The 18,926-nt window shown below is 64.7% G+C and carries 15 protein-coding genes and 1 pseudogene; 11 read left to right on the top strand and 5 right to left on the bottom strand.

Annotation, left to right across the window (positions count from 1 at the left end; all coding sequences use genetic code 11):
• Positions 1-134 precede the first annotated feature (134 nt).
• The 5 genes from NKH19_RS24125 to NKH19_RS24105 all read right to left on the bottom strand — a co-directional run bounded on the left by NKH19_RS24125 (position 135) and on the right by NKH19_RS24105 (position 6,910).
• Positions 135-1,724: an indolepyruvate oxidoreductase subunit beta family protein gene (locus NKH19_RS24125; RefSeq protein ID WP_352872067.1), complete on the bottom strand. Its 1,590-nt coding sequence runs from the start codon at positions 1,722-1,724 to the stop codon at positions 135-137.
• Positions 1,717-3,870 (bottom strand): thiamine pyrophosphate-dependent enzyme, encoded by a 2,154-nt coding sequence (locus NKH19_RS24120; RefSeq protein WP_352872065.1) that lies wholly within the window; start codon positions 3,868-3,870, stop codon positions 1,717-1,719. Before NKH19_RS24120 ends, NKH19_RS24125 begins: the two co-directional genes overlap by 8 nt.
• A gap of 44 nt (positions 3,871-3,914) precedes the next feature.
• Positions 3,915-4,397, bottom strand: coding sequence for a MarR family winged helix-turn-helix transcriptional regulator (locus NKH19_RS24115; RefSeq protein WP_352872063.1), 483 nt, complete (start codon positions 4,395-4,397; stop codon positions 3,915-3,917).
• Positions 4,397-5,968, bottom strand: a complete 1,572-nt coding sequence (locus NKH19_RS24110) for a phytoene desaturase family protein (protein ID WP_352872062.1) — start codon at positions 5,966-5,968, stop codon at positions 4,397-4,399. The genes NKH19_RS24115 and NKH19_RS24110 overlap by 1 nt, the downstream gene beginning before the upstream one ends.
• Before the next feature lie 150 nt (positions 5,969-6,118).
• Positions 6,119-6,910, bottom strand: a complete 792-nt coding sequence (locus NKH19_RS24105; RefSeq protein WP_352872061.1) for a cyclase family protein — start codon at positions 6,908-6,910, stop codon at positions 6,119-6,121.
• Positions 6,911-7,030: 120 nt separating this feature from the next.
• Here NKH19_RS24105 and NKH19_RS24100 point away from each other — a divergent pair, with 120 nt between their 5' ends.
• From NKH19_RS24100 to NKH19_RS24050, 11 genes and pseudogenes are all read left to right on the top strand, one after another.
• A complete protein-coding gene (locus NKH19_RS24100) occupies positions 7,031-8,605 on the top strand; it encodes a phytoene desaturase family protein (protein ID WP_352982910.1) in 1,575 nt (524 codons plus the stop codon).
• Positions 8,606-8,713: 108 nt separating this feature from the next.
• Positions 8,714-10,243 carry an ABC transporter substrate-binding protein gene (locus NKH19_RS24095; protein ID WP_352872060.1) on the top strand — a complete coding sequence of 510 codons (1,530 nt, stop codon included), beginning with the start codon at positions 8,714-8,716 and terminating at the stop codon, positions 10,241-10,243.
• Positions 10,244-10,426: 183 nt separating this feature from the next.
• Positions 10,427-11,434 carry an ABC transporter permease gene (locus NKH19_RS24090; protein ID WP_352872059.1) on the top strand — a complete coding sequence of 336 codons (1,008 nt, stop codon included), beginning with the start codon at positions 10,427-10,429 and terminating at the stop codon, positions 11,432-11,434.
• Complete coding sequence (locus NKH19_RS24085) at positions 11,427-12,275, top strand: ABC transporter permease (RefSeq protein ID WP_352872058.1); 849 nt, start codon at positions 11,427-11,429, stop codon at positions 12,273-12,275. Before NKH19_RS24090 ends, NKH19_RS24085 begins: the two co-directional genes overlap by 8 nt.
• Complete coding sequence (locus NKH19_RS24080) at positions 12,272-13,150, top strand: ABC transporter ATP-binding protein (protein ID WP_352872056.1); 879 nt, start codon at positions 12,272-12,274, stop codon at positions 13,148-13,150. Before NKH19_RS24085 ends, NKH19_RS24080 begins: the two co-directional genes overlap by 4 nt.
• Positions 13,143-13,979 carry an ATP-binding cassette domain-containing protein gene (locus NKH19_RS24075; protein WP_352982907.1) on the top strand — a complete coding sequence of 279 codons (837 nt, stop codon included), beginning with the start codon at positions 13,143-13,145 and terminating at the stop codon, positions 13,977-13,979. Before NKH19_RS24080 ends, NKH19_RS24075 begins: the two co-directional genes overlap by 8 nt.
• 43 nt (positions 13,980-14,022) lie before the next feature.
• Positions 14,023-14,254 (top strand): annotated as a pseudogene (locus NKH19_RS24070) (VOC family protein); the annotation flags it as partial.
• Positions 14,255-14,350: 96 nt separating this feature from the next.
• Positions 14,351-16,639, top strand: a complete 2,289-nt coding sequence (locus NKH19_RS24065; RefSeq protein WP_352872054.1) for a bifunctional salicylyl-CoA 5-hydroxylase/oxidoreductase — start codon at positions 14,351-14,353, stop codon at positions 16,637-16,639.
• A 193-nt stretch (positions 16,640-16,832) separates the two neighbouring features.
• Positions 16,833-17,591: an SDR family NAD(P)-dependent oxidoreductase gene (locus NKH19_RS24060; RefSeq protein WP_352872052.1), complete on the top strand. Its 759-nt coding sequence runs from the start codon at positions 16,833-16,835 to the stop codon at positions 17,589-17,591.
• Entirely contained in the window at positions 17,585-18,055 is a 471-nt protein-coding gene (locus tag NKH19_RS24055; RefSeq protein ID WP_352661046.1) for a MarR family winged helix-turn-helix transcriptional regulator, read from the top strand. Before NKH19_RS24060 ends, NKH19_RS24055 begins: the two co-directional genes overlap by 7 nt.
• A complete protein-coding gene (locus NKH19_RS24050; protein WP_352872051.1) occupies positions 18,052-18,864 on the top strand; it encodes an enoyl-CoA hydratase family protein in 813 nt (270 codons plus the stop codon). Before NKH19_RS24055 ends, NKH19_RS24050 begins: the two co-directional genes overlap by 4 nt.
• The last annotated feature ends 62 nt before the right edge of the window (positions 18,865-18,926 follow it).

Genomic DNA, 18,926 nt, shown 5'->3' with positions numbered 1-18,926 from the left:
CAGCATCGAACTGCTCGTCAAACCCGATAGCCTGCCCCGGCTACAACCCATCCAACCCGTCGAATCCTCTGTGCACAGGTACTAGCGGCGCCGCTGCATGGGCTCGCGCCCTCGCTGCAATCAGCGGACGCCCGCTAGATATTTCGGCTGATTGGATCCGGCCCCAGCGTCGCCACCGTCTTCAGCGCGCCGTCGAGCATATCGCCCTTCTCGTCCTTCAGCGCCATCTCGCGCAGGCGGCGGATCCAGTCGGCGGCATCCGCGCGACCCTTGAGCAGATCGAGCGCAGACAGCACGCGGTCGAATTTCGACTGGGCGCGGACGTGGGTGTCGCTGTAGCCCTTGATCAGCCGGCGGCAATTGAGTATCTCGACGGCCAGCGCATAGTCCTGAGGAACATGGTCGAGGGCCAGCGCGTACCACCGATCGAGATGCGCGACCTCGATCTTGTGACGCAGCAGGCTGCGGCGCCAGCGGCGCAGGCCGCCGATGAACCAGAGTGCCGCAAAGCCAGCAAAACTGTCGGTGCGGATGCGGCGGCCATGATTGATGCGACGGTCGAGAAAGGCGGCGAGCTTCGGCCGGCTTTCGATGTAGCTACCCAGACCCGCCGGCAGCGTGCCGCAGAACTCCTCGATGCGTGGATGGAAATATTCGGTTACCTGCAGGATCGAGCCGTCCTTGACGCCGACCTCGCGGCGCACGCGCCTGTCGCGCGTCGAGCGTGTCTTCAGGTCGGCGACGCGGATCATGTCGTCATAGCACAGGGCGTTGGCCAGATGCTTTGCCGCGGCGATGGACAAGCCATATCCGCGATCCGGCCCATCCAGCGCGACCGCCTTGTCCAGCCGGTCGAGATACTCACGCCCGTAGGCGATGTCCTGATAGTCGACGACCTTTCGCAAGCCCCGGAGCGCCAGGTCCCGTACTGCCACCGGCAACAGATCGATGCGGGCGGCCAAGGCCTGCCAGCCTTGCAGCAGGTTTTGCGGGCCAGTCACCTGTCCTGTACCCAGCGCGGATTCGACGATCACTGGCTCCGCCGGCTTAGGCGCTGGTGCCGCCGTGCCATGCGCGCGATCAAACGCGGCACCGAAGGCGGCGAGGCTGGCCTTGACGCCGCGGCCGCCGGCACCGATCGCCTGTTCGTAGCTCTCGCGAGAGAATGGCAGCGCGTCGGACCCCGCCAGCGCGCCAAGCAGGCTGGCCGAGATCATCGAGCCATTGTCGGCGGCGATCTTTTCCATGTCGAAAGCGATGAAGCGCTTCGATGCGGCTTCCGCCGTCGCATGCACCTTGGAAGACGAGGCGCGGCCGTCGCCCGGCTCGATCTTTTCCGACACCGCGGCGATGCGGTGCGACGAGGCGATCAGCGTGGTTCGCTCGGGCGTGACGAAGCCGCGGATGATGGCGCGGCCGGCTTCCATCAGTTCCGCCGCGATCAGGATGTCGACGTCGCCTTGCGAGGGCGACAGCGCGAAGACCGGCAGCCGGCCGGTGTCGCGGGCCATCTCGACATAGTAGATGGTGGCGCCGGTGCGTTGGGCGACGCCGGCGACCGAGGTCGATTGCGCGACGTAGCCGTTGCGCTCCGCGACATCGGTGATCCAGTCGGCCAGCACGCCGCCGCCCTGGCCGCCGACCGCCAGCACGGCAAGCTTGATGACGTGCTCGTCATCCTGGGCGCCGGGCCGGGCGCGAAATGGCGGGACAGCGTCAAGCATCGGCGAAGGTCAGGCGCCGGCTTTCGCGGCGGCGCTGCAACAGGCCGATGGTGGCGCGGCGCACAGCTTCGAGGACGCGGTCCCAGCGGCTCGGATTGTGCACGACGTCGGCGCGATAGAAGGACGGGCACAGCACCGCCGCGTCGGCAACCTCGCCGCAATTGCCGCAGCCGACGCAGCTCTGGTCGATATGCGCCACCGGATCGTCGCGCAGCGGATCGTCGAGCGACTTGACCGACAGCGACGGACAACCCGACAGCCGCATGCAGGCATGATCGCCGGTGCAGATATCCTCGTCGACGCCGAACTTCGGTTTTATCACGCGTACGCCGCCCTTGATTGCCTTGTCGACCAGCGGCTTTTCGCGGCGCTGGCGGTTGAGCATGCATTCGGACGAGGCGACGATGACCTTCGGCCCCTTCTCCTCCGTCGTCAGCGCCTCACGCAGCGTTTCCTGCATCTTGGTCACGTCATAGGTGCGGTCGACATGGCGCAGCCATTTGACGCCCATGCCTTTCACCGCCTCGGTGATCGGATGCTTCGTCGACTTGGTCTTGTTGCCGGCGCGGGATGAGAGGATGTCCTGCCCGCCGGTGGCGGCCGAATAGAAATTGTCGACGATGACGATGACGCCGTCATTCTTGTTGAACACCGCATTGCCGATCGAGGAGGTCAGGCCGTTGTGCCAGAAGCCGCCATCGCCGATGAAGGAAATCGAACGGCGCTTGGCGTCGGGCGAATTGAACGCCGAGGCGGAAGCTGGCCCCAGTCCGTAGCCCATGGTGGTGGCGCCGAGCTCGAAAGGCGGCATGATCGAGAACAGATGGCAGCCGATGTCGGAGGCGATGTGGTGCTTGCCGAGCTCCTGCTCGACCAGTTTTGTCGCGGCAAAGATCGGCCGCTCCGGGCAGCCGATGCAGAAACCGGGCGGTCGTCCTGGAACGACATTGATCAGGTCAGCTGTATCGACGCCGTCGCCGACCTTGTTGGGGGCGCGCACTTCGCCCGGCAAAAGATGCGGCGCCTCCGCGCGCAGGAAGGCGCCGATACCGTCGAGCATGACCTGGCCGGTGTATTCGCCCGCCATCGGCAGATGCTCCTTGCCGACCAGTCTGGTGCCGCGCCCGGCCTTGTGCAGCATCGAAGCGAAGGCCTGTTCGATGTAATTGGGCTGGCCTTCCTCGACGACGAGCACCGACTGCTTGCCCTCGCAGAACGACAGGAACTCGTCATCGATCAGCGGATAGACGGCGTTGAGCACGTAAAGCGGCACGTCGGTGTCGCCATAAGTGTCGGCAAGGCCGAGCCGCTGCAGCGCGCGGATGACCGAATTGTACATGCCGCCCTGCATGACGATGCCGACCGAGCCGTGATCGGACCCGAAGAATTCGTTGATCCTGTTCTTGGCGATGAAATCCACCGCCGCCGGCCAGCGTTTCTGCACCTTCTCCTTCTCATGCAGGAAGGAAGCGGGTGGCAGCACGATGCGGCCGGTGTCGCGGCGTGGGGCGTCGAGTGCCTCGGCGACTGTCATTGGCGGCCGCTTGTTGTCCTTGGCGATGAAATGGCCATGGACGTGGCAGCAGCGGATGCGCACCTGCAGCATGACCGGCGTGTTGGAAATCTCGGACAGCTCGAAGCCGTCCTCCACCGCCTTTACGATCGACGGCAGGTTCGGGCGCGGGTCGAGCAGCCAGACCTGGCTTTTCATGGCGAAGGCATGGCTGCGCTCCTGCATGATCGAGGAGCCTTCGCCATAATCCTCGCCGACGATGATCAGCGCGCCGCCGGTGACGCCGCCGGAGGCGAGATTGGCGAGCGCGTCGGAGGCGACATTGGTGCCGACCGTCGACTTAAAAGTCGCCGCACCACGGATCGGGTAATGCACCGAGGCGGCCAGCATGGCGGTGGCGGTGGCTTCCGAGGCACTCGCCTCGAAATGCACGCCGAGCTCGCCCAGAATGTCCTGCGCGTCGGCCAGCACATCCATCAGATGGCTGATCGGCGCGCCCTGGTAGCCGCCGACATAGCCGACGCCGCATTGCAGCAGCGCCTTGGTGATGGCGAGGATGCCTTCGCCGGCAAATTCCTCGCCGGCACCGAGCCGAAGCTTCTCGACTTCCTTGGCAAAAGACCGTTCGGCCATTTTCTCTTCCTTCCGTTACCGCCCAGGGCTGGCGGCGCGTAGGTCTAGATGTCGTGCTTGCGAATGTTCTTCAGCATCTTCTGCAGCGTCGCGATCAGCGCCGCGTATTCGGCATCGTCGACGTCGTCGAACATTGCCTCGAACGCGTCATGCATGGCCGGCCAGGCGCGCGTGAACTCAGCGCGGCCCTCATCGGTCAGGAACACATGGCGGATGCGGCTGTCGGTGACGCCCTGCTCACGCCGCACAAGACCCTGGCCCTCAAGCGAGTCGAGCGTCCGGCTCAAGGTCGACTGCTCGATGACGGTGTAGACCGAGAGGTCGTTGACGGTGATGCCGTCGGTCACCGACAGCACGGCGAGCGTGCGCACCTGCGGGATGGTCAGCCCCTGCTTGCGGAAATCGTCGCGCAAGGTGGCGTTGTAGCGGCCCATGATGCGGTTCATCAGATAGGGGGCGAATTGCTGCAGGCCGATCTGCCCCAAGGTTGAAATGCGCTGGCGCTTTTCGGCAACCTTCTCTTCCATCACAGCCTCCCCGCCAGGAGAAAGCCGGAGCCGCCGCCAAGGCCGGCGCCCGGATGGGTCGAGGCGCCGATATGGTAGAGACCCTTGATGCCGGTCTGATGATTGCGGCTGGTCTTGAACGGCCGCCACAGGAATGACTGGTCGATGATCGAGGAGCCGCCATAGGGATCGCCGCCGACCAGATTTATGTTCATCGCTTCGAGGTCGGACGGCGAATAGGCCCGGCGGGCGATGACGCTGTCCTTGAAACCTTCGATATGACTGGCGAGGATGGCTTCCGCGCGATCGGCATAGGCCTCGCGCAGCGCGTCGGTCCACTGCCCATCGGCGGGTGCCGGCAGCTTGCCGGCGGCGTCGCCCTTGATGTGGCGAGGGGCCTCGGGCAGTTGCAGCCACAGGATAGCCTTGCCCGGCGGACAGCGCGACGGATCGAGCGCATGCGGCTGGCCGACACAGATGGTCGGCTTTTCCGGCAGCATGCCGCGCGCCGCCTCGTTGCAGGCCTTCGACACGCCATCCAGTCCCGGCGTCAGGTGCAGCAACGCCACCTTGTCGAGGCCTTCGCCGCGCCATGCGGGCGGTTTGTCCAGGGCGTAGTGGATCTGGAAATTGCCTTTGCCGTAGCGATATTTCTGCGTCGCCTCGACATCGGCCTGGGGAGCATCCGCGCCGAGCAGCCGGCCATAGAGCTGCGTCGGCGTGACCGAGCATATGACGCTCTTCTTCGCATGGACCATTTCGCCCGAGGCCAGCCGCACGCCGGTGGCGCGGCCCCCGGTCAGGATGATGGAAGCAACGTCCGCTTCGGTGGAGATGACGCCGCCGCGCTCGGTGATGAATGCCTCGAAGGCTAAAAGCAGGTTCCGCGCTCCGCCCTTGACGATTGGCGCGCCCGCCGCCTCCAACGCGAAGGCGATCACCCTGGCGATCTGGCCAGAGAACGCATCTTCGGGACCAAGCCCGGCATGCAGCACCCAAGGTGCCCACAGAGCCCGGATGGTCTCGGACCGATAGGTGCTTTCCAGCCAGTTCCGCGCCGGCACAAGTGCCTCGCCGAGAAAGGCGGCAAGGCCGCGAGGGCCACGCCGCCAGGCATCACCGGCCAACAGCTTCGCCATGGGATAAGACCACAGGCTGCCGCCGAGCAGGCCGAACAACAGGCCGGCATTGCGCTCGATGCCGCCGACATCCTCCGCGTGCCGGTCGCCATCGCCCGCCGCGATCGCGTTGAACGCGGCGACATTGGCGGCACGGTCGGTGGTGAGCACCGCATGGCTGCCGTCCGGCCGCAGCACGCCGGTCGGCGTGCCGGTATGGCAGAATTCCAGCCCGTGCCGGGCAAGGTCGGCGCCGAGCGCCGCAAAGGCCGGCGAGGTGATGAACAGGACGAAGGTCGTCGCCATCACGTCATGGATGAAGCCGGGCGCGGTGATCTCCTCGCTACGCATGCAACCGCCAATGCGGTCATTGCGCTCCAGCACGAGCACCTTGGCACCCTTGCCGCCAAGCATCGCCGCGCAGACCAGCGCGTTGATGCCGCTGCCGACGATGATGTGATCGGGGGCCTTCATTAACGATTGCTCCCCGTGGGCGGGAAGCGAGGTTTAAACGCGCAGCGTTGCATTCCTTCGCGCCGTGGAGCGCCACCACTGCACGGTTGCCACATCATCAACCCGGTTTCGCCTTTGCGCATGATCTTCTCCCGAAGACCCCACCTCGCCCTATTGCTTCGACACCAGCGCCAGCGCGCGGATCGGGCTGCCGGTGCCGTGTTCGATCCTGAGCGGCGCGGCGATCAGGATGGCGCCCTTCGGCGGCAGCTGGTCGAGATTGCAGAGGCTGGCGAGGCCGTAGCGGTTGGCCTTGTGCATCAGCGTGTGCGCCGGGAATGGCGGCTCCATGCCGCCGGCCTTGCCGGCATCCGTGCCGATCGTCTCGCTGCCCCAGCCCTTGATGTCCTTGCTGATCAGGAACTGGATGGCTTCGGCTGTCGGGCCGGGCGTATGCGGGCCGGTCTCGTCGGCGTTGAGGAACTCGGCTTCGGAACCGTTGCGCTTGTACCAATCGGTGCGCATCACCACCCATTCGCCGGCATTGATGGCGCCATGCCTGGCTTCCCACGCCTTGATGTGGTCGACGGTGAGCAGGAAATCAGGGTCGGCGGCGGCTTCCTTCGAACAGTCGATGACATTGACCGGGCCGACGAAATTCTGGGCCGGAATGGTGTCAGTGGCGCCGTCGGCATAATCCTTGCCACTGATCCAATGCTGCGGCGCATCGAAATGCGTGCCCGAATGCTCGCCAAGCTTCAGCCAGTTCCATGCCCACCACGGGCCGTTCTTGTCATAGCGGGAGATCGAGTGGATCTCGACCTTGGGCGTGTCGACGGCGAGTTCCGGCGGCAGTTTGATCAATGGCGTATCCGGTCCGAGCGGCGCCGTCAGGTCGACCACCTTGATGGCGCCTGAAAGAAGCTGGCCGGCGACTTCGCCGAGGAGTTTTTGGGTGTCCATCGTTCTCTGTTCCCTCTTTCATCTGATGATCAAGGCTCGTCTCGGCCCTTAATATCCTACTAGACGAAAACATATGCATCTGCAATTATCTTTAAGCATAAAGGAAAATGGGACCGGGGCGTGAGCGAATTCGACGCCATCTTTGTCGGGGCGGGCCACAACAGTCTGGCATGCGCCGCGCATCTGGCGCTCAAAGGCTGGAAAACCGGGATTTTCGAACGCAGTGCAACAATCGGCGGCGCCGTCCAGACGCGCGAATTCACCCTTCCCGGCTTCCGCCACGATTTCGGCGCGATGAATCTAAGCCTGTTCGCCGGCTCGGCCTTCCACCGGAAATATGCAAATGAATTGAAAGCGCAGGGGCTGGAGTTCGCGCCGGTCGCCGATTGTTTCGCCAGCGCCTTTCCGGACGGACGCTGGTTCGGCGTCAGCAACGATCTGGAAAAGACCACGGCGCGCATGGCCGCCTTCTCCGCTGCCGATGCCGCGACATGGCGCGGACTGGTTGCCGCCTTTCCGGCGGAAGCCGAGCATCTGTTCAGGTTGCTCGGTTCGCCGATGAGCGCCCGCGCGCTGGCCGGCACGGCATGGAACCTGTGGCGCAAGAAGGGCATGTCGGGGGCGCTCGATACGGGACGGCTGCTGTTGTCTTCGCCACGCGCGTGGCTGGAGGAGACTTTCGAGTCGCCCCATATCAGGGCGACGCTCGCCACCTGGGGCATGCATCTCGACTTCGCCCCCGACATCGCCGGGGGTGCCGTCTTCCCCTATCTGGAATCGATGGCCAACCAGAGCTTTGGCATGGTGCTGGGCAAGGGCGGCGCCGACACCATCATCCGCGCATTGTCGGGCATGGTGACGTCCGCCGGCGGCAAGATCGTCACTGGCGCCGAGGTGGCCGAGATCACTATTTCCGCCCGCAAGGCAACCGGTGTGAGGCTTGCTTCCGGTGAGACGCATACCGCCACCAGGGCGGTCATCGCCGGCGTCGCGCCCAAGGCACTGACCGGCAAGCTGCTGCCCGACGGTTCGGGTGACGCCGGCTTCGACACGGCGATGCGGAAATTCCGCCATGCGCCGGGCACGATGATGATCCACCTGGCGCTCGACGATCTGCCCGACTGGCGCGCCGGAGCCGAGTTGCGGCAGTTCGCCTATGTGCATCTGTCGCCGTCGCTCGACGCCATGTCGCGCACCTACCAGCAGGCGATGGCGGGGATGCTGCCGGACGAGCCGGTTCTGGTCGTCGGCCAGCCGACCGCGATCGACCCGTCGCGGGCGCCTGAAGGCAAGCATGCGCTGTGGGTGCAGGTGCGCATGCTGCCCGCCGAAATCACAGGCGATGCCGTCGGCAAGATCGCGCCCGCGCATTGGGACAAGGTCAAGGAGGTCTACGCCGACCGTGTCCTCGACATCATCGAGGCCTACGCGCCCGGCTTGCGAAACAAGATCCTCGGCCGCGCCGTCTTCTCCCCCATCGATCTCGAGCGCGAGAACCCGGACCTCGTCGGCGGCGACCAGGTCTGCGGCAGCCATCATCTGGCACAGAATTTTTTGTTTCGCCCGGCGCGCGGCTACGCCGGCTGGAACACGCCGATCGGCAATCTCCATCTCACCGGCGCCGCGACATGGCCAGGTGCCGGCACCGGCGCGGCTTCCGGATACATGCTCGCGCAACAGCTTGGCGGGAGGTAGAGCCGAAGATTCACACAGGCGAAAAAGGGCAAGGCGCTGCTGCCCAAGAGCCTGAACAATGAACTGACGATGCCGCGCAAGGACAATAAACCAACAAGGGGAACGACCATGACAATCAACAGACGTGAATTGCTGGGATACAGTGCCGCGGCACTCGGGGTAGCCGCTGTCGGTCTGCCGCGGATCGCCAAGGCGGCCGCAGGCGAACTGACCATCGCCTACAACGTCAACCTGCCGTCCTGGGATCCGACCACCGGACCTTCGGCGGTCAACCCGACGATCCAGGGACTCTACCAGTCGGTGTTCGACCAGTTCATCCCGCAAAAGCCCGACCTGTCCTTCGCGCCGGGCCTGCTCACCGAATGGGGCTGGAACGAAGACCGCACAAAGATCATGATGACGGTGCGCGAAGGCGTGACATGGCACGACGGCTCGCCTTTCACGGCGGAAGACGTGGTCTGGTCGTTGCAGCGGGCGGGTGACGAGAAGACCGGCAACCCGATCCAGTTCGTCTGGAAGAACGTCAACAACTTCAAGATCGACGGCAACAAGATCACCGGCGACGTCGTGCAGTTCGACCCGGTGTATTTCAAATGGATGTCGTTTTTGACCGGCTACATCATGCCGAAGGCCTATTACGAGAAGGTGGGCGCCGAAGGCTTCGAGAAGGCGCCGATCGGCACTGGCCCCTACATGGTCGAAAAATTCGAGCGCAACGCCTTCCTGCGGCTGAAGGCCAACCCGAACTATTGGGGCGGCAAGCCCGCCTTCGCGAACGTGACGATCAAGTTCGTCACTGACGCGGCGAGCCGCGTCGCCGAGATCGAGTCCGGCTCCTCGCAGGTGACGCTCGAAATTCCCTATGAGGAATATGACCGGCTGATCGCCAAGGACGGGCTTGCCGGCTCGTGCAAGAACGTGTCCGATATCGGCATGATCTTCTTCAACGACATCGAGGCGATGCTGGACAAGAACGTCCGCCAGGCAGCCGTCATGTCGATCGACAAGAAGCTGCTGGTCGACCGCCTGCTGCGCGGCTATGGCCAGCCGATCGACACGCTGGAGACGCCGGAATACGCGGCCTACGATGCGTCGATCAAGGTCGAGCACAATCCCGAGAAGGCCAAGGAACTGCTCGCTGCCTCCGGCTATTCGCCGGAAAAGCCGGTCAAGTTCACCATCCAGACGACCAAGGGCTTCAAGCCCAAGGACTATGAGATGATCCAGGCGATCGTCGGCATGTGGCGCAAGGTCGGCATCGAGGCGACGATCGAGGTCTACGAGATCGCCAAGCACTACGAGCTGCGCGCCGCCGACAAGCTGGCTCCGGCCGCCTTCTACAACTGGGGCAACGCCATCGGCGATCCGACCACCTCGACCGGCTTTGCCATGTACGGCCCAAGCCCGCATTCGGTGTGGGACAGCCAGGACCTGATCGACATGATCAACCCGCTGTGGGGCGAAAAGGACGAGGCCAAGCGCATCGCCGGCTGGAAGGCTGTCGACAAATACATCGCCGAGCAGGCCTATGTGCTGCCGCTTATCCAGTACGCGCAGCCGATCGTGCATGCCAAGGGCGTCAATGTTGTGCAGCATGTGTCCGGAGCGCTGCTGCCGGCCCTGATGACCCCGGCCTGAGACAGGCAAATGGCACGCTGTCACGAGACGGCGTGCCTTCGCCCAACTTGCGCAGGCCCCCTCATCCGGCCCTTCGGGCCACCTTCTCCCCGCTGGGGAGAAGAGACTTACTCAGCCGTCGACGGCCGGATGAGGGGACTGTTCGTTCCATCAGTCGCTGAAACGCATTGGGCCTATGCCAGAATGCTTTTGCAAAGATTCCTGATCCGTCTTCTGACGATGCTGATCACGCTGTTCGGCGTGGCCGTCGTCGTCTTTGTCGTGATCCGCGTCGCTCCCGGCGATCCGATCGCCATGATGCTGCCGCCCGGCGCCACGGATGCCGACATTGCCCGGCTGCGTGCGCTTTACGGGCTCGACAAGACCATCGTGCAGCAGTTCTTCATCTGGCTGTCCGGCGTCGTCAGGGGCGATTTCGGCACCTCGATCTCGCTGCGGCAAGACGTACTCGGCCTTGTCTTCAACCGGCTGCCGGCGACGCTGGAGCTCGCCATCGTCGCGCTTGTGATGGCGGTGGCACTCGGCGGCACGACGGCGATCATCGGCGCCCGCGAACGCGGCACGGCGGTCGAGGCAGGCATCGACATCGCCAGCGGCGCGGCACTCTCCATTCCCGATTTCCTGTGGGGCCTGGTGCTGATCCTGCTGTTCGGCGTGCTGGTGCCGATCTTCGACATTTCCGGCCGGGTATCGCCGCAACTCGACCTGCCGTTCGTCACCCAGTTCTATCTGTTCGAGAGCCTATTGCGCCTGCGCCTCGACCTCACCTGGGATCTCTTGAAGCACATGCTGATGCCGGCCGTGGCTTTGGCGCTACCGCTGGCGGCGATCATCTCGCAACTGCTGAAACAGTCGCTGAAGGAAGTGCTCGACCTCGATTATGTCGTGCTGGCGCGGGTGAAGGGGTTTTCGGAAACGCAGGTCATCCTGCGCGAGGCGCTGAAGAACGCCGCCTTGCCAACGCTGACGCTGGTCGGCGTGCAGTTCACTTTCCTCATCGGCGGCACGGTCATCGTCGAACGGCTGTTTTCGTATGAAGGCCTCGGCAATATGGCGATCGACGCCGTCATCAACCGCGACCTGCCGCTGATCCAGGGCATCGTGCTGGTCTTCGCGCTGCTGTTCGTGCTGATCAACCTCGCCGTCGACATGATGTATGCCCTGCTCAATCCGAGGCTGCGCCATGGATGAGGGCCGTGCTCGAAGGCGTAGCGTGTCGCCGCGCTTGTGGCTTGCCGGCGGCTGGCTGCTGCTGGCGCTGCTGGCCGCGATCTTCGCGCCGCTGGTGGCGCCGCAGGATCCGCTGGCGCAGGATCTGATGCTGGAGCGGTTGCCGCCGTTCTGGATTGATGGCGCCGAGCCCGGCTATTGGCTCGGCACCGACAGCCTCGGCCGCGACCTGTTCTCCCGCCTGATCTTCGGCGGCCGCATCGCCTTCATCGTCGCTTTTGCCGCCGCCATCGCGGCGTGCCTGGTCGGCTCGACGCTTGGGCTGATCGCGGGTTATTTCGGCGGCTGGGCAGACCGCATCATCTCGCGCATCGTCGATGTCTGGATGGCGTTTCCGCCGGTGCTGTTCGCCATCCTTCTGGTGGCCGTGCTCGGCACCGGCCTGAGCTCGGTCATCCTCGCCATCGCCATCATCGACTGGACGCGTTTCTGCCGGGTGATCCGTGCCGAAACCATGGGCCAGTCGCGCATGGACTATGTCGAGAATGCCCGCATCGCCGGCTATGGCCGCATCGGCATCATGCTGCGCGAAGTGCTGCCCAATGTGGTGCCGTCGATCGTCGCGCTGCTGTCGCTGGAAATGGGCATCGCCGTCATCGTCGAGGCGATCCTGTCCTTCGTCAATCTGTCGATCTCGACCGACGACCCGACCTGGGGCGGCATCATCGCCGAGGGCCGGCTGTCGATCCATCAGGCGTGGTGGGTGCTGGTGTTCCCGCTGGTCACGCTGATCCTGACGGTGCTGTCTTTCAGCCAGTTCGGCGAGGCGCTGAAGACGCGCTTCGACCCGGTGCTGCGATGAGCGCCTGTCTCGAGATCAGGGATCTGAGCGCCGTGCTGCCGAACGGCCAGCGCGTGCTGCGCTCGGTGTCGCTTTCCGTCCAGCCCGGCGAGGTCCGTGCGCTGGTCGGCGAGAGCGGCGCCGGCAAGACGATGATCGGCAAGGCGGTGCTCGGCGTGCTGCCGTCGAGCGTGCGCATTGTCGAAGGCGACATGCTGCTCGAGGGCGAAGATCTCGGCAAGCTCCAGCCCAAGGCGCGGCGCACGCTGATCGGTGCGCGCACGGCGCTGATCCCGCAGGACCCGCTGACCGCGCTCAATCCGTCGCGGCGTATCGGCTCGCAGATGACCGACCGGTTGGTGCGCATTCTCGGCTGGAGTGGCGAGAGGGCCGATACCCGCATTCGCCAACTGCTGGACGAGGTGCAGATCCGCGACCCCGACCGCGTGCTGAAAAGCTATCCGCACGAGCTTTCCGGCGGCATGCGCCAGCGCGTGCTGATCGCCGCCGCCTTCGCCGCCGAGCCGCGGCTCATCGTTGCCGACGAGCCGACCACGGCGCTCGACGTCACCGTGCAGAAACAGATCCTGCGCCTGATAGCGCAGTTGCAGCGCGAGCACGGCACGGCGATCCTGTTCGTCACCCATGATCTCGGCGTCGTCGCCAAGATCAGCCAGAGAGTGTCGGTGCTCTATGCCGGCAAGGTGGTCGAGGAGGCCGAAACGGCTGCCCTCTTCGCCGCCCCGCAGCACCCCTATACGCGAGCGCTGATGGCCGCCACGCCGCGCTACACCGACCCGTTCGCTTCGCTGAAGCCAGTGGACGAGGCGGTACTGGCCGGACTGGCCGCGGAGATCACGGCCGCCGACCAGGCCTGGCGGCGGCCGCATGGTTGAGCCGCTGTTTTCCGTGCGCGGGCTGAAGGTCGCCCTGCCCGACATGACGCGTAAGCCACTGATCGGCCGCGCGCCCTTGGCCGAGATCCTAAAAGGCCTCGATTTCGATCTGCCCCGGGGATCGGTGACCGGCATCGTCGGCGAATCCGGATCGGGAAAATCGACACTCGGCCGCGCGCTGGTGCGCCTGCTGGAGCCCAGCGCCGGCAGCATCAGCTTCGACGGCCGCGATATCACCCATCTGCCTGAGGCGGAGCTCAGGCCGCTGCGCCGCGATATGCAGATGATCTTCCAGGATCCGATGTCGTCGCTCAACCCGCGCCGCACCATTGCCAGCATCATCGCCGCGCCTTTGAAGCTGAATGGGCTTGGCGATAATCTGAAGAGCCGCGTTGCCGAGGCCCTGCAGCGCGTCGGCCTGCCGCAGAGCTTCGCCACCCGCTACCGCCACGAACTGTCGGGCGGACAGCGCCAGCGCGTCGGCATTGCGCGTGCGTTGGCGCTGTCACCGAAATTCGTACTGGCCGACGAGATCGTCTCCGGCCTCGACGTGTCGACGCAGGCGCAAATCCTGACCCTGCTGGAGAAGCTTGCCGCCGAGATGGGCCTGACCGTCGCCTTCATCAGCCACGATCTGTCGGTCATTCGGCGGCTGTGCCAGCAAGTGATCGTCATGCGCGAAGGCGTGATCGTCGAAGCCAGCGCCACCGACGCCTTGTTCGACGATCCACGGCAGGCCTACACGCGCGATCTCATCGCAGCCATTCCGCTGCCAGAGATCGATCCGGGTTGGCTGGACATCCCTGCCGTCGCAAAGGTCTCGACATGAATGCAACCGCACGCCGAAAGCGGGCTTTGGACGTGCGACCGCAATGACTTGGTCCCGCCAATGGAGAGGACTGAGATGAAGACGATACTTCGAAACACAACACTCGCGGCCTTTGTCCTCGGCAGCGCCGGCATGGCCGCCGCCAGCTCGATCCCGGCATGCGCGGGCATGATCACACCGGCATCACGGTTCCTGACATGAAGCAGGCGGTCGACTTCTTCACCGGGGTGGTCGGCTGCAAGAAGGCGATGTCGTTCGGCCCGTTCGCCGACGACTGCAACGTTGAATCATTTCGATATGAAACTTTAAGCTTGAAATAATTTGCCGCCAGCGCGATACTGAAGCCAGGAAGCGAAGAGGAGATCGCAGACATGAAGGTTGCGGTTCTCGGCGGTGGACCAGCCGGCCTCTACTTTGCCATTTCGATGAAACTCAGGGACGCCGCGCACGAGGTGACGGTGTTCGAGCGCAACCGCGCCGACGACACGTTCGGCTGGGGCGTCGTGCTGTCGGCCGAGACGCTCGACAATTTGTCGAAGAACGATCCGGTCAGCGCCGTCTGGATCAAGAAGCATTTCGCCTATTGGGATGACATCGCCGTCATCCATGACGGCGTGCGTACGGTTTCGACCGGGCACGGTTTCTGCGGCATCGGCCGCAAGCGGCTGCTCATCCTGTTGCAGCGCCGAGCGCGAGAACTCGGCGTCAAGCTCATGTTCGAGACCGACATTGCCGATCCCCGACCTTACATGGAAACGCATGATCTGGTGGTCGCCGCCGACGGGTTGAATTCCAGGGCGCGCAACAGCTTCGTCGACATCTTCAAGCCCGACATCGACACCCGCAAATGCAAGTTCGTCTGGCTGGGCACGCAACAGAAATTCGACGACGCCTTCACCTTCATCTTCGAAAAGACCGAGCATGGCTGGGTGTGGGCGCACGCCTACCAATTCGACAGCGACACCGCGACGTTCATCGTCGAGTGCAGCGAACAGACCTGGGCTGCCTTCGGCTTCGGTGCGATGTCGCAGCAGGAATCGATCGGCACCTGCGAGCGTATCTTTGCGAAGCATCTCGGCGGCCACGCGCTGATGACCAACGCCAACCATATCAGGGGCTCGGCCTGGATCAATTTCCCACGCGTGCTGTGCGAGCGCTGGTCCTACAAGAATCTCGCACTGATGGGCGATGCGGCGGCGTCAGCGCACTTCTCGATCGGCTCCGGCACCAAGCTGGCGCTGGAGAGCGCCGTGGCGCTGGCCGAATATGTCGAAACCGAACCCGACCTCGACGCCGCCTTCCGCAAATACGAGGATGCCCGCCGCACCGAGGTGCTGAAGCTGCAATCGGCGGCGCGCAATTCGCTGGAATGGTTCGAGGAGGTTGAACGTTATCTCGGCCTCGATCCGGTGCAGTTCAACTATTCGCTTTTGACCCGCTCGCAGCGCATCAGCCACGAGAATTTGCGGCTGCGCGATGCCGAATGGCTGGGCGGCGCGGAAGAATGGTTCCAGCGCCAGGCGGGGGCCGGCGGCATGCGCCGCGCGCCGATGTTCGCGCCTTTCAAGCTACGCGATCTGAAGCTGCAAAACCGCGTCGTCGTCTCGCCAATGGCGCAGTACAAGGCCGTCGACGGCTGCCCGACCGACTGGCATTTCGCCCACTACGCCGAGCGGGCCAAGGGCGGTGCTGGCCTCATCTATATCGAGATGACCTGCGTCAGCCCGGAAGGGCGCATCACGCCCGGCTGTCCCGGCTTCTATGCGCCCGAACATGAGGTGGCGTGGAAGCGGCTGGTCGATTTCGTCCACATCGAGACCGAAGCCAAGATCTGCGCCCAGATCGGCCATTCCGGCGCCAAGGGTTCGACTCGGCTCGGCTGGGAGGGCACCGACGTGCCGTTGACCTCCGGAAACTGGCCGGTGATCGCGGCATCGGCCGTGGCGTGGTCGCCGCAGAATCAGGTGCCGAAGGCGATGGACCGCGCCGACATGGACCGCGTGCGCGACGAATTCGTGGCTTCGGCCGAGATGGCCAATCGCTGCGGCTTCGATATGCTCGAAATCCACGCCGCGCACGGCTATCTCCTGTCGTCCTTCATCACGCCGGTCACCAATCGGCGCGCGGATAAATACGGTGGTTCGCTGGAAAACCGCATGCGCTATCCCCTGGAAATCTTCCGTGCGGTACGCGCCGCCTGGCCGGCGGAAAAACCGATCTCGATGCGCATCTCCGCCAATGACTGGCTTGGCATCGAAGGCGTGACGCCCGCCGACGCGGTCGAGATCGCGCGGCTGCTGCATGAGGCCGGCGTCGACATCTGCGACGTCTCGGCCGGCCAGACTTCGGCACTGGCGAAGCCGGTCTATGGCCGCATGTTCCAGACGCCGTTTTCCGACCGTATCCGCAACGAGGTCGGCATGGCGACGATGGCGGTCGGCAACATCTACGAGCCGGACCACGTCAACTCGATCCTGATGGCCGGCCGCGCCGATCTGGTGGCGCTGGCACGGCCGCATCTCGCCGACCCCTACTGGACGCTGCATGCCGCGGTCACGCTCGGCGACCGTGGCGTCAAATGGCCGGATCCCTATCTGCCCGGACGCGACCAGCTCTACCGGCTGGCCGAGCGTGATGCTGCCGCGGGGCTAAAAGTATGAGTGCTTTTCGCTTGCTACGTCGACGCTGTACCCCCACCCCTGGCCCCTCCCCACAAGGGGAAGGGGGACTATGTTGCGTTCGACCCAGCGGAAACCGCATAAGTTTGCGATCGATAGGTGCTGCCTTCTCCCTCCCCCTTGTGGGGAGGGTTAGGGGTGGGGGTACTTGGCGCCAAGTTTCGAGGATTGGCACATGATCGCGGGCAAGCATGCGCTGGTCACTGGCGGCGGCTCCGGTGTCGGCCGGGCCATCGCGCTAGCGCTGGCGAGTGCCGGCATCGACGTGACCATCTGTGGCCGGCGCGAGGCGGAACTCGCCAAGGTGGCCGGCGAAAGCGACCGCATTTTCGGCACTGCCGCCGATGTCACCGATGAGGCGGCAATGGCGTCGCTTTACGAGACAGCGCAAGCCGCACGAGGGCCCTTCGACATCGTCGTCGCCAATGCCGGCATGGCCGGCAGCACGCCGGCGCACAAGACAACGCTTGCCGACTGGCAGCGGACGCTCGACGTCAATCTGACCGGCGCCTTCCTGACGGTGAAGCCGGCGCTGGCCGGGATGGCCGCGCGCAAGGCGGGCCGCATCGTTTTCATCGCCTCGACGGCCGGACTCAAGGGCTATCCGTATGTCGCGGCTTACGTCGCGGCCAAGCATGGCGTCGTCGGCCTGATGCGGGCGCTGGCGGCGGAGACTGCGAAATCCGGCGTCACCGTCAATGCCGTGTGCCCGGGTTTTGTGGAAACCGAGATGCTGGAGGAGTCCATCCAACGCATCATCGAAAAGACCGGCCGCTCGGCCGAGCAGGCGCGGTCGAGCCTCGCCTCGACCAACCCCCAGGGCCGCTTCATCCAGCCGCGAGAGGTCGCCGCCGCCGTGCTGTGGCTGTGTGGCGACGCCGCCCAATCGATCACCGGACAGGCAATTTCCATCTCAGGAGGCGAAACATGGTAGCCGGCCCCCTGCCCGCGCCGTCGGGACCCGGCAAGGACCGCTTGCGTCTGTGGATCAGGCTGCTGCGTGCCTCGCGCACGATCGAGGCCGAGCTGCGCGAGCGCCTGAAGAAGGAATTCAACACGACGCTGCCGCGCTTCGATGTGATGGCGGCCCTTTATCGGGTGCCGGAAGGCATGCTGATGAGCGACCTGTCGCGCTTCCTGCTGGTCTCCAACGGCAACGTCACGGGCATTGTCGACCGGCTGGTTTCGGAAGGGCTGGTGGCACGCGCGAGGCGCAATGGCGACCGCCGCACGTCGATGGTGCGGCTGACCGAGGAAGGCACGCAGGCCTTTGCCACCATCGCCGCGGCGCATGAAGGCTGGATCGGCGAATTGCTGGGCAAGGTCAGCGAGGACGACGCGCGCCGGCTGACCGGTATGCTGACCTCGTTCCGCAGCAATTGGGAGGGACGCGAATGACCGAAATGGCCGGGCGCAAGCCGAAGCATTTCATCTGGGAGGTCGAGGGCAGGATCGCAAAGGTCCGGCTCGACCGGCCTGAACGCAAGAACCCGCTGACCTTCGACAGCTATGCGGAGTTGCGCGACACGTTCCGCGACCTCGTCTATGCCGACGACGTCGACGCAGTGGTGTTCCTCTCCAATGGCGGCAATTTCTGCTCCGGCGGCGATGTCCATGACATCATCGGCCCGCTGGTCAAGATGGACATGAAGCAGCTTCTTGCCTTCACCCGCATGACCGGCGATTTCGTCAAGGCGATGCTGAATTGCGGCAAGCCGATCATTGCGGCGGTCGATGGCGTCGCGGTTGGCGCCGGCGCCATCATTGCAATGAGTTCCGATATCCGCATCGCCACGCCGGAAGCCAAGACCGCGTTCCTGTTCACCCGCGTCGGCCTTGCCGGCTGCGACATGGGCGCCTGCGCGATCCTGCCGCGCATCATCGGCCAGGGCCGCGCCGCCGAACTGCTCTACACCGGCCGCACCATGACGGCGGCGGAAGGCGAACGTTGGGGCTTCTACAACAGGCTGGTCGATGCCGCGGCGCTCGAGGCCGACGCGCTCGACATGGCGGCGCGCATCGTCTCCGGCCCGACCTTCGCCCATGGCATCACCAAGACGCAGCTCAACCAGGAATGGTCGATGGGCCTCGACCAGGCGATCGAGGCGGAAGCACAGGCGCAAGCGATCTGCATGCAGACCCGCGATTTCGAGCGCGCCTACAAGGCGTTCGTGGCCAAGGAAAAGCCGGTGTTCGAGGGGGATTGATGACGGTAGGTTTGCGCCCAGGCACCCCCCTCTGTCCTGCCGGACATCTCCCCCACAAGGGG

It is taken from the genome of Mesorhizobium sp. M1338 (assembly GCF_040318045.1).
Classification (GTDB): Bacteria; Pseudomonadota; Alphaproteobacteria; order Rhizobiales; family Rhizobiaceae; genus Mesorhizobium.
This window is presented reverse-complemented; position numbering and strand designations above follow the sequence as displayed.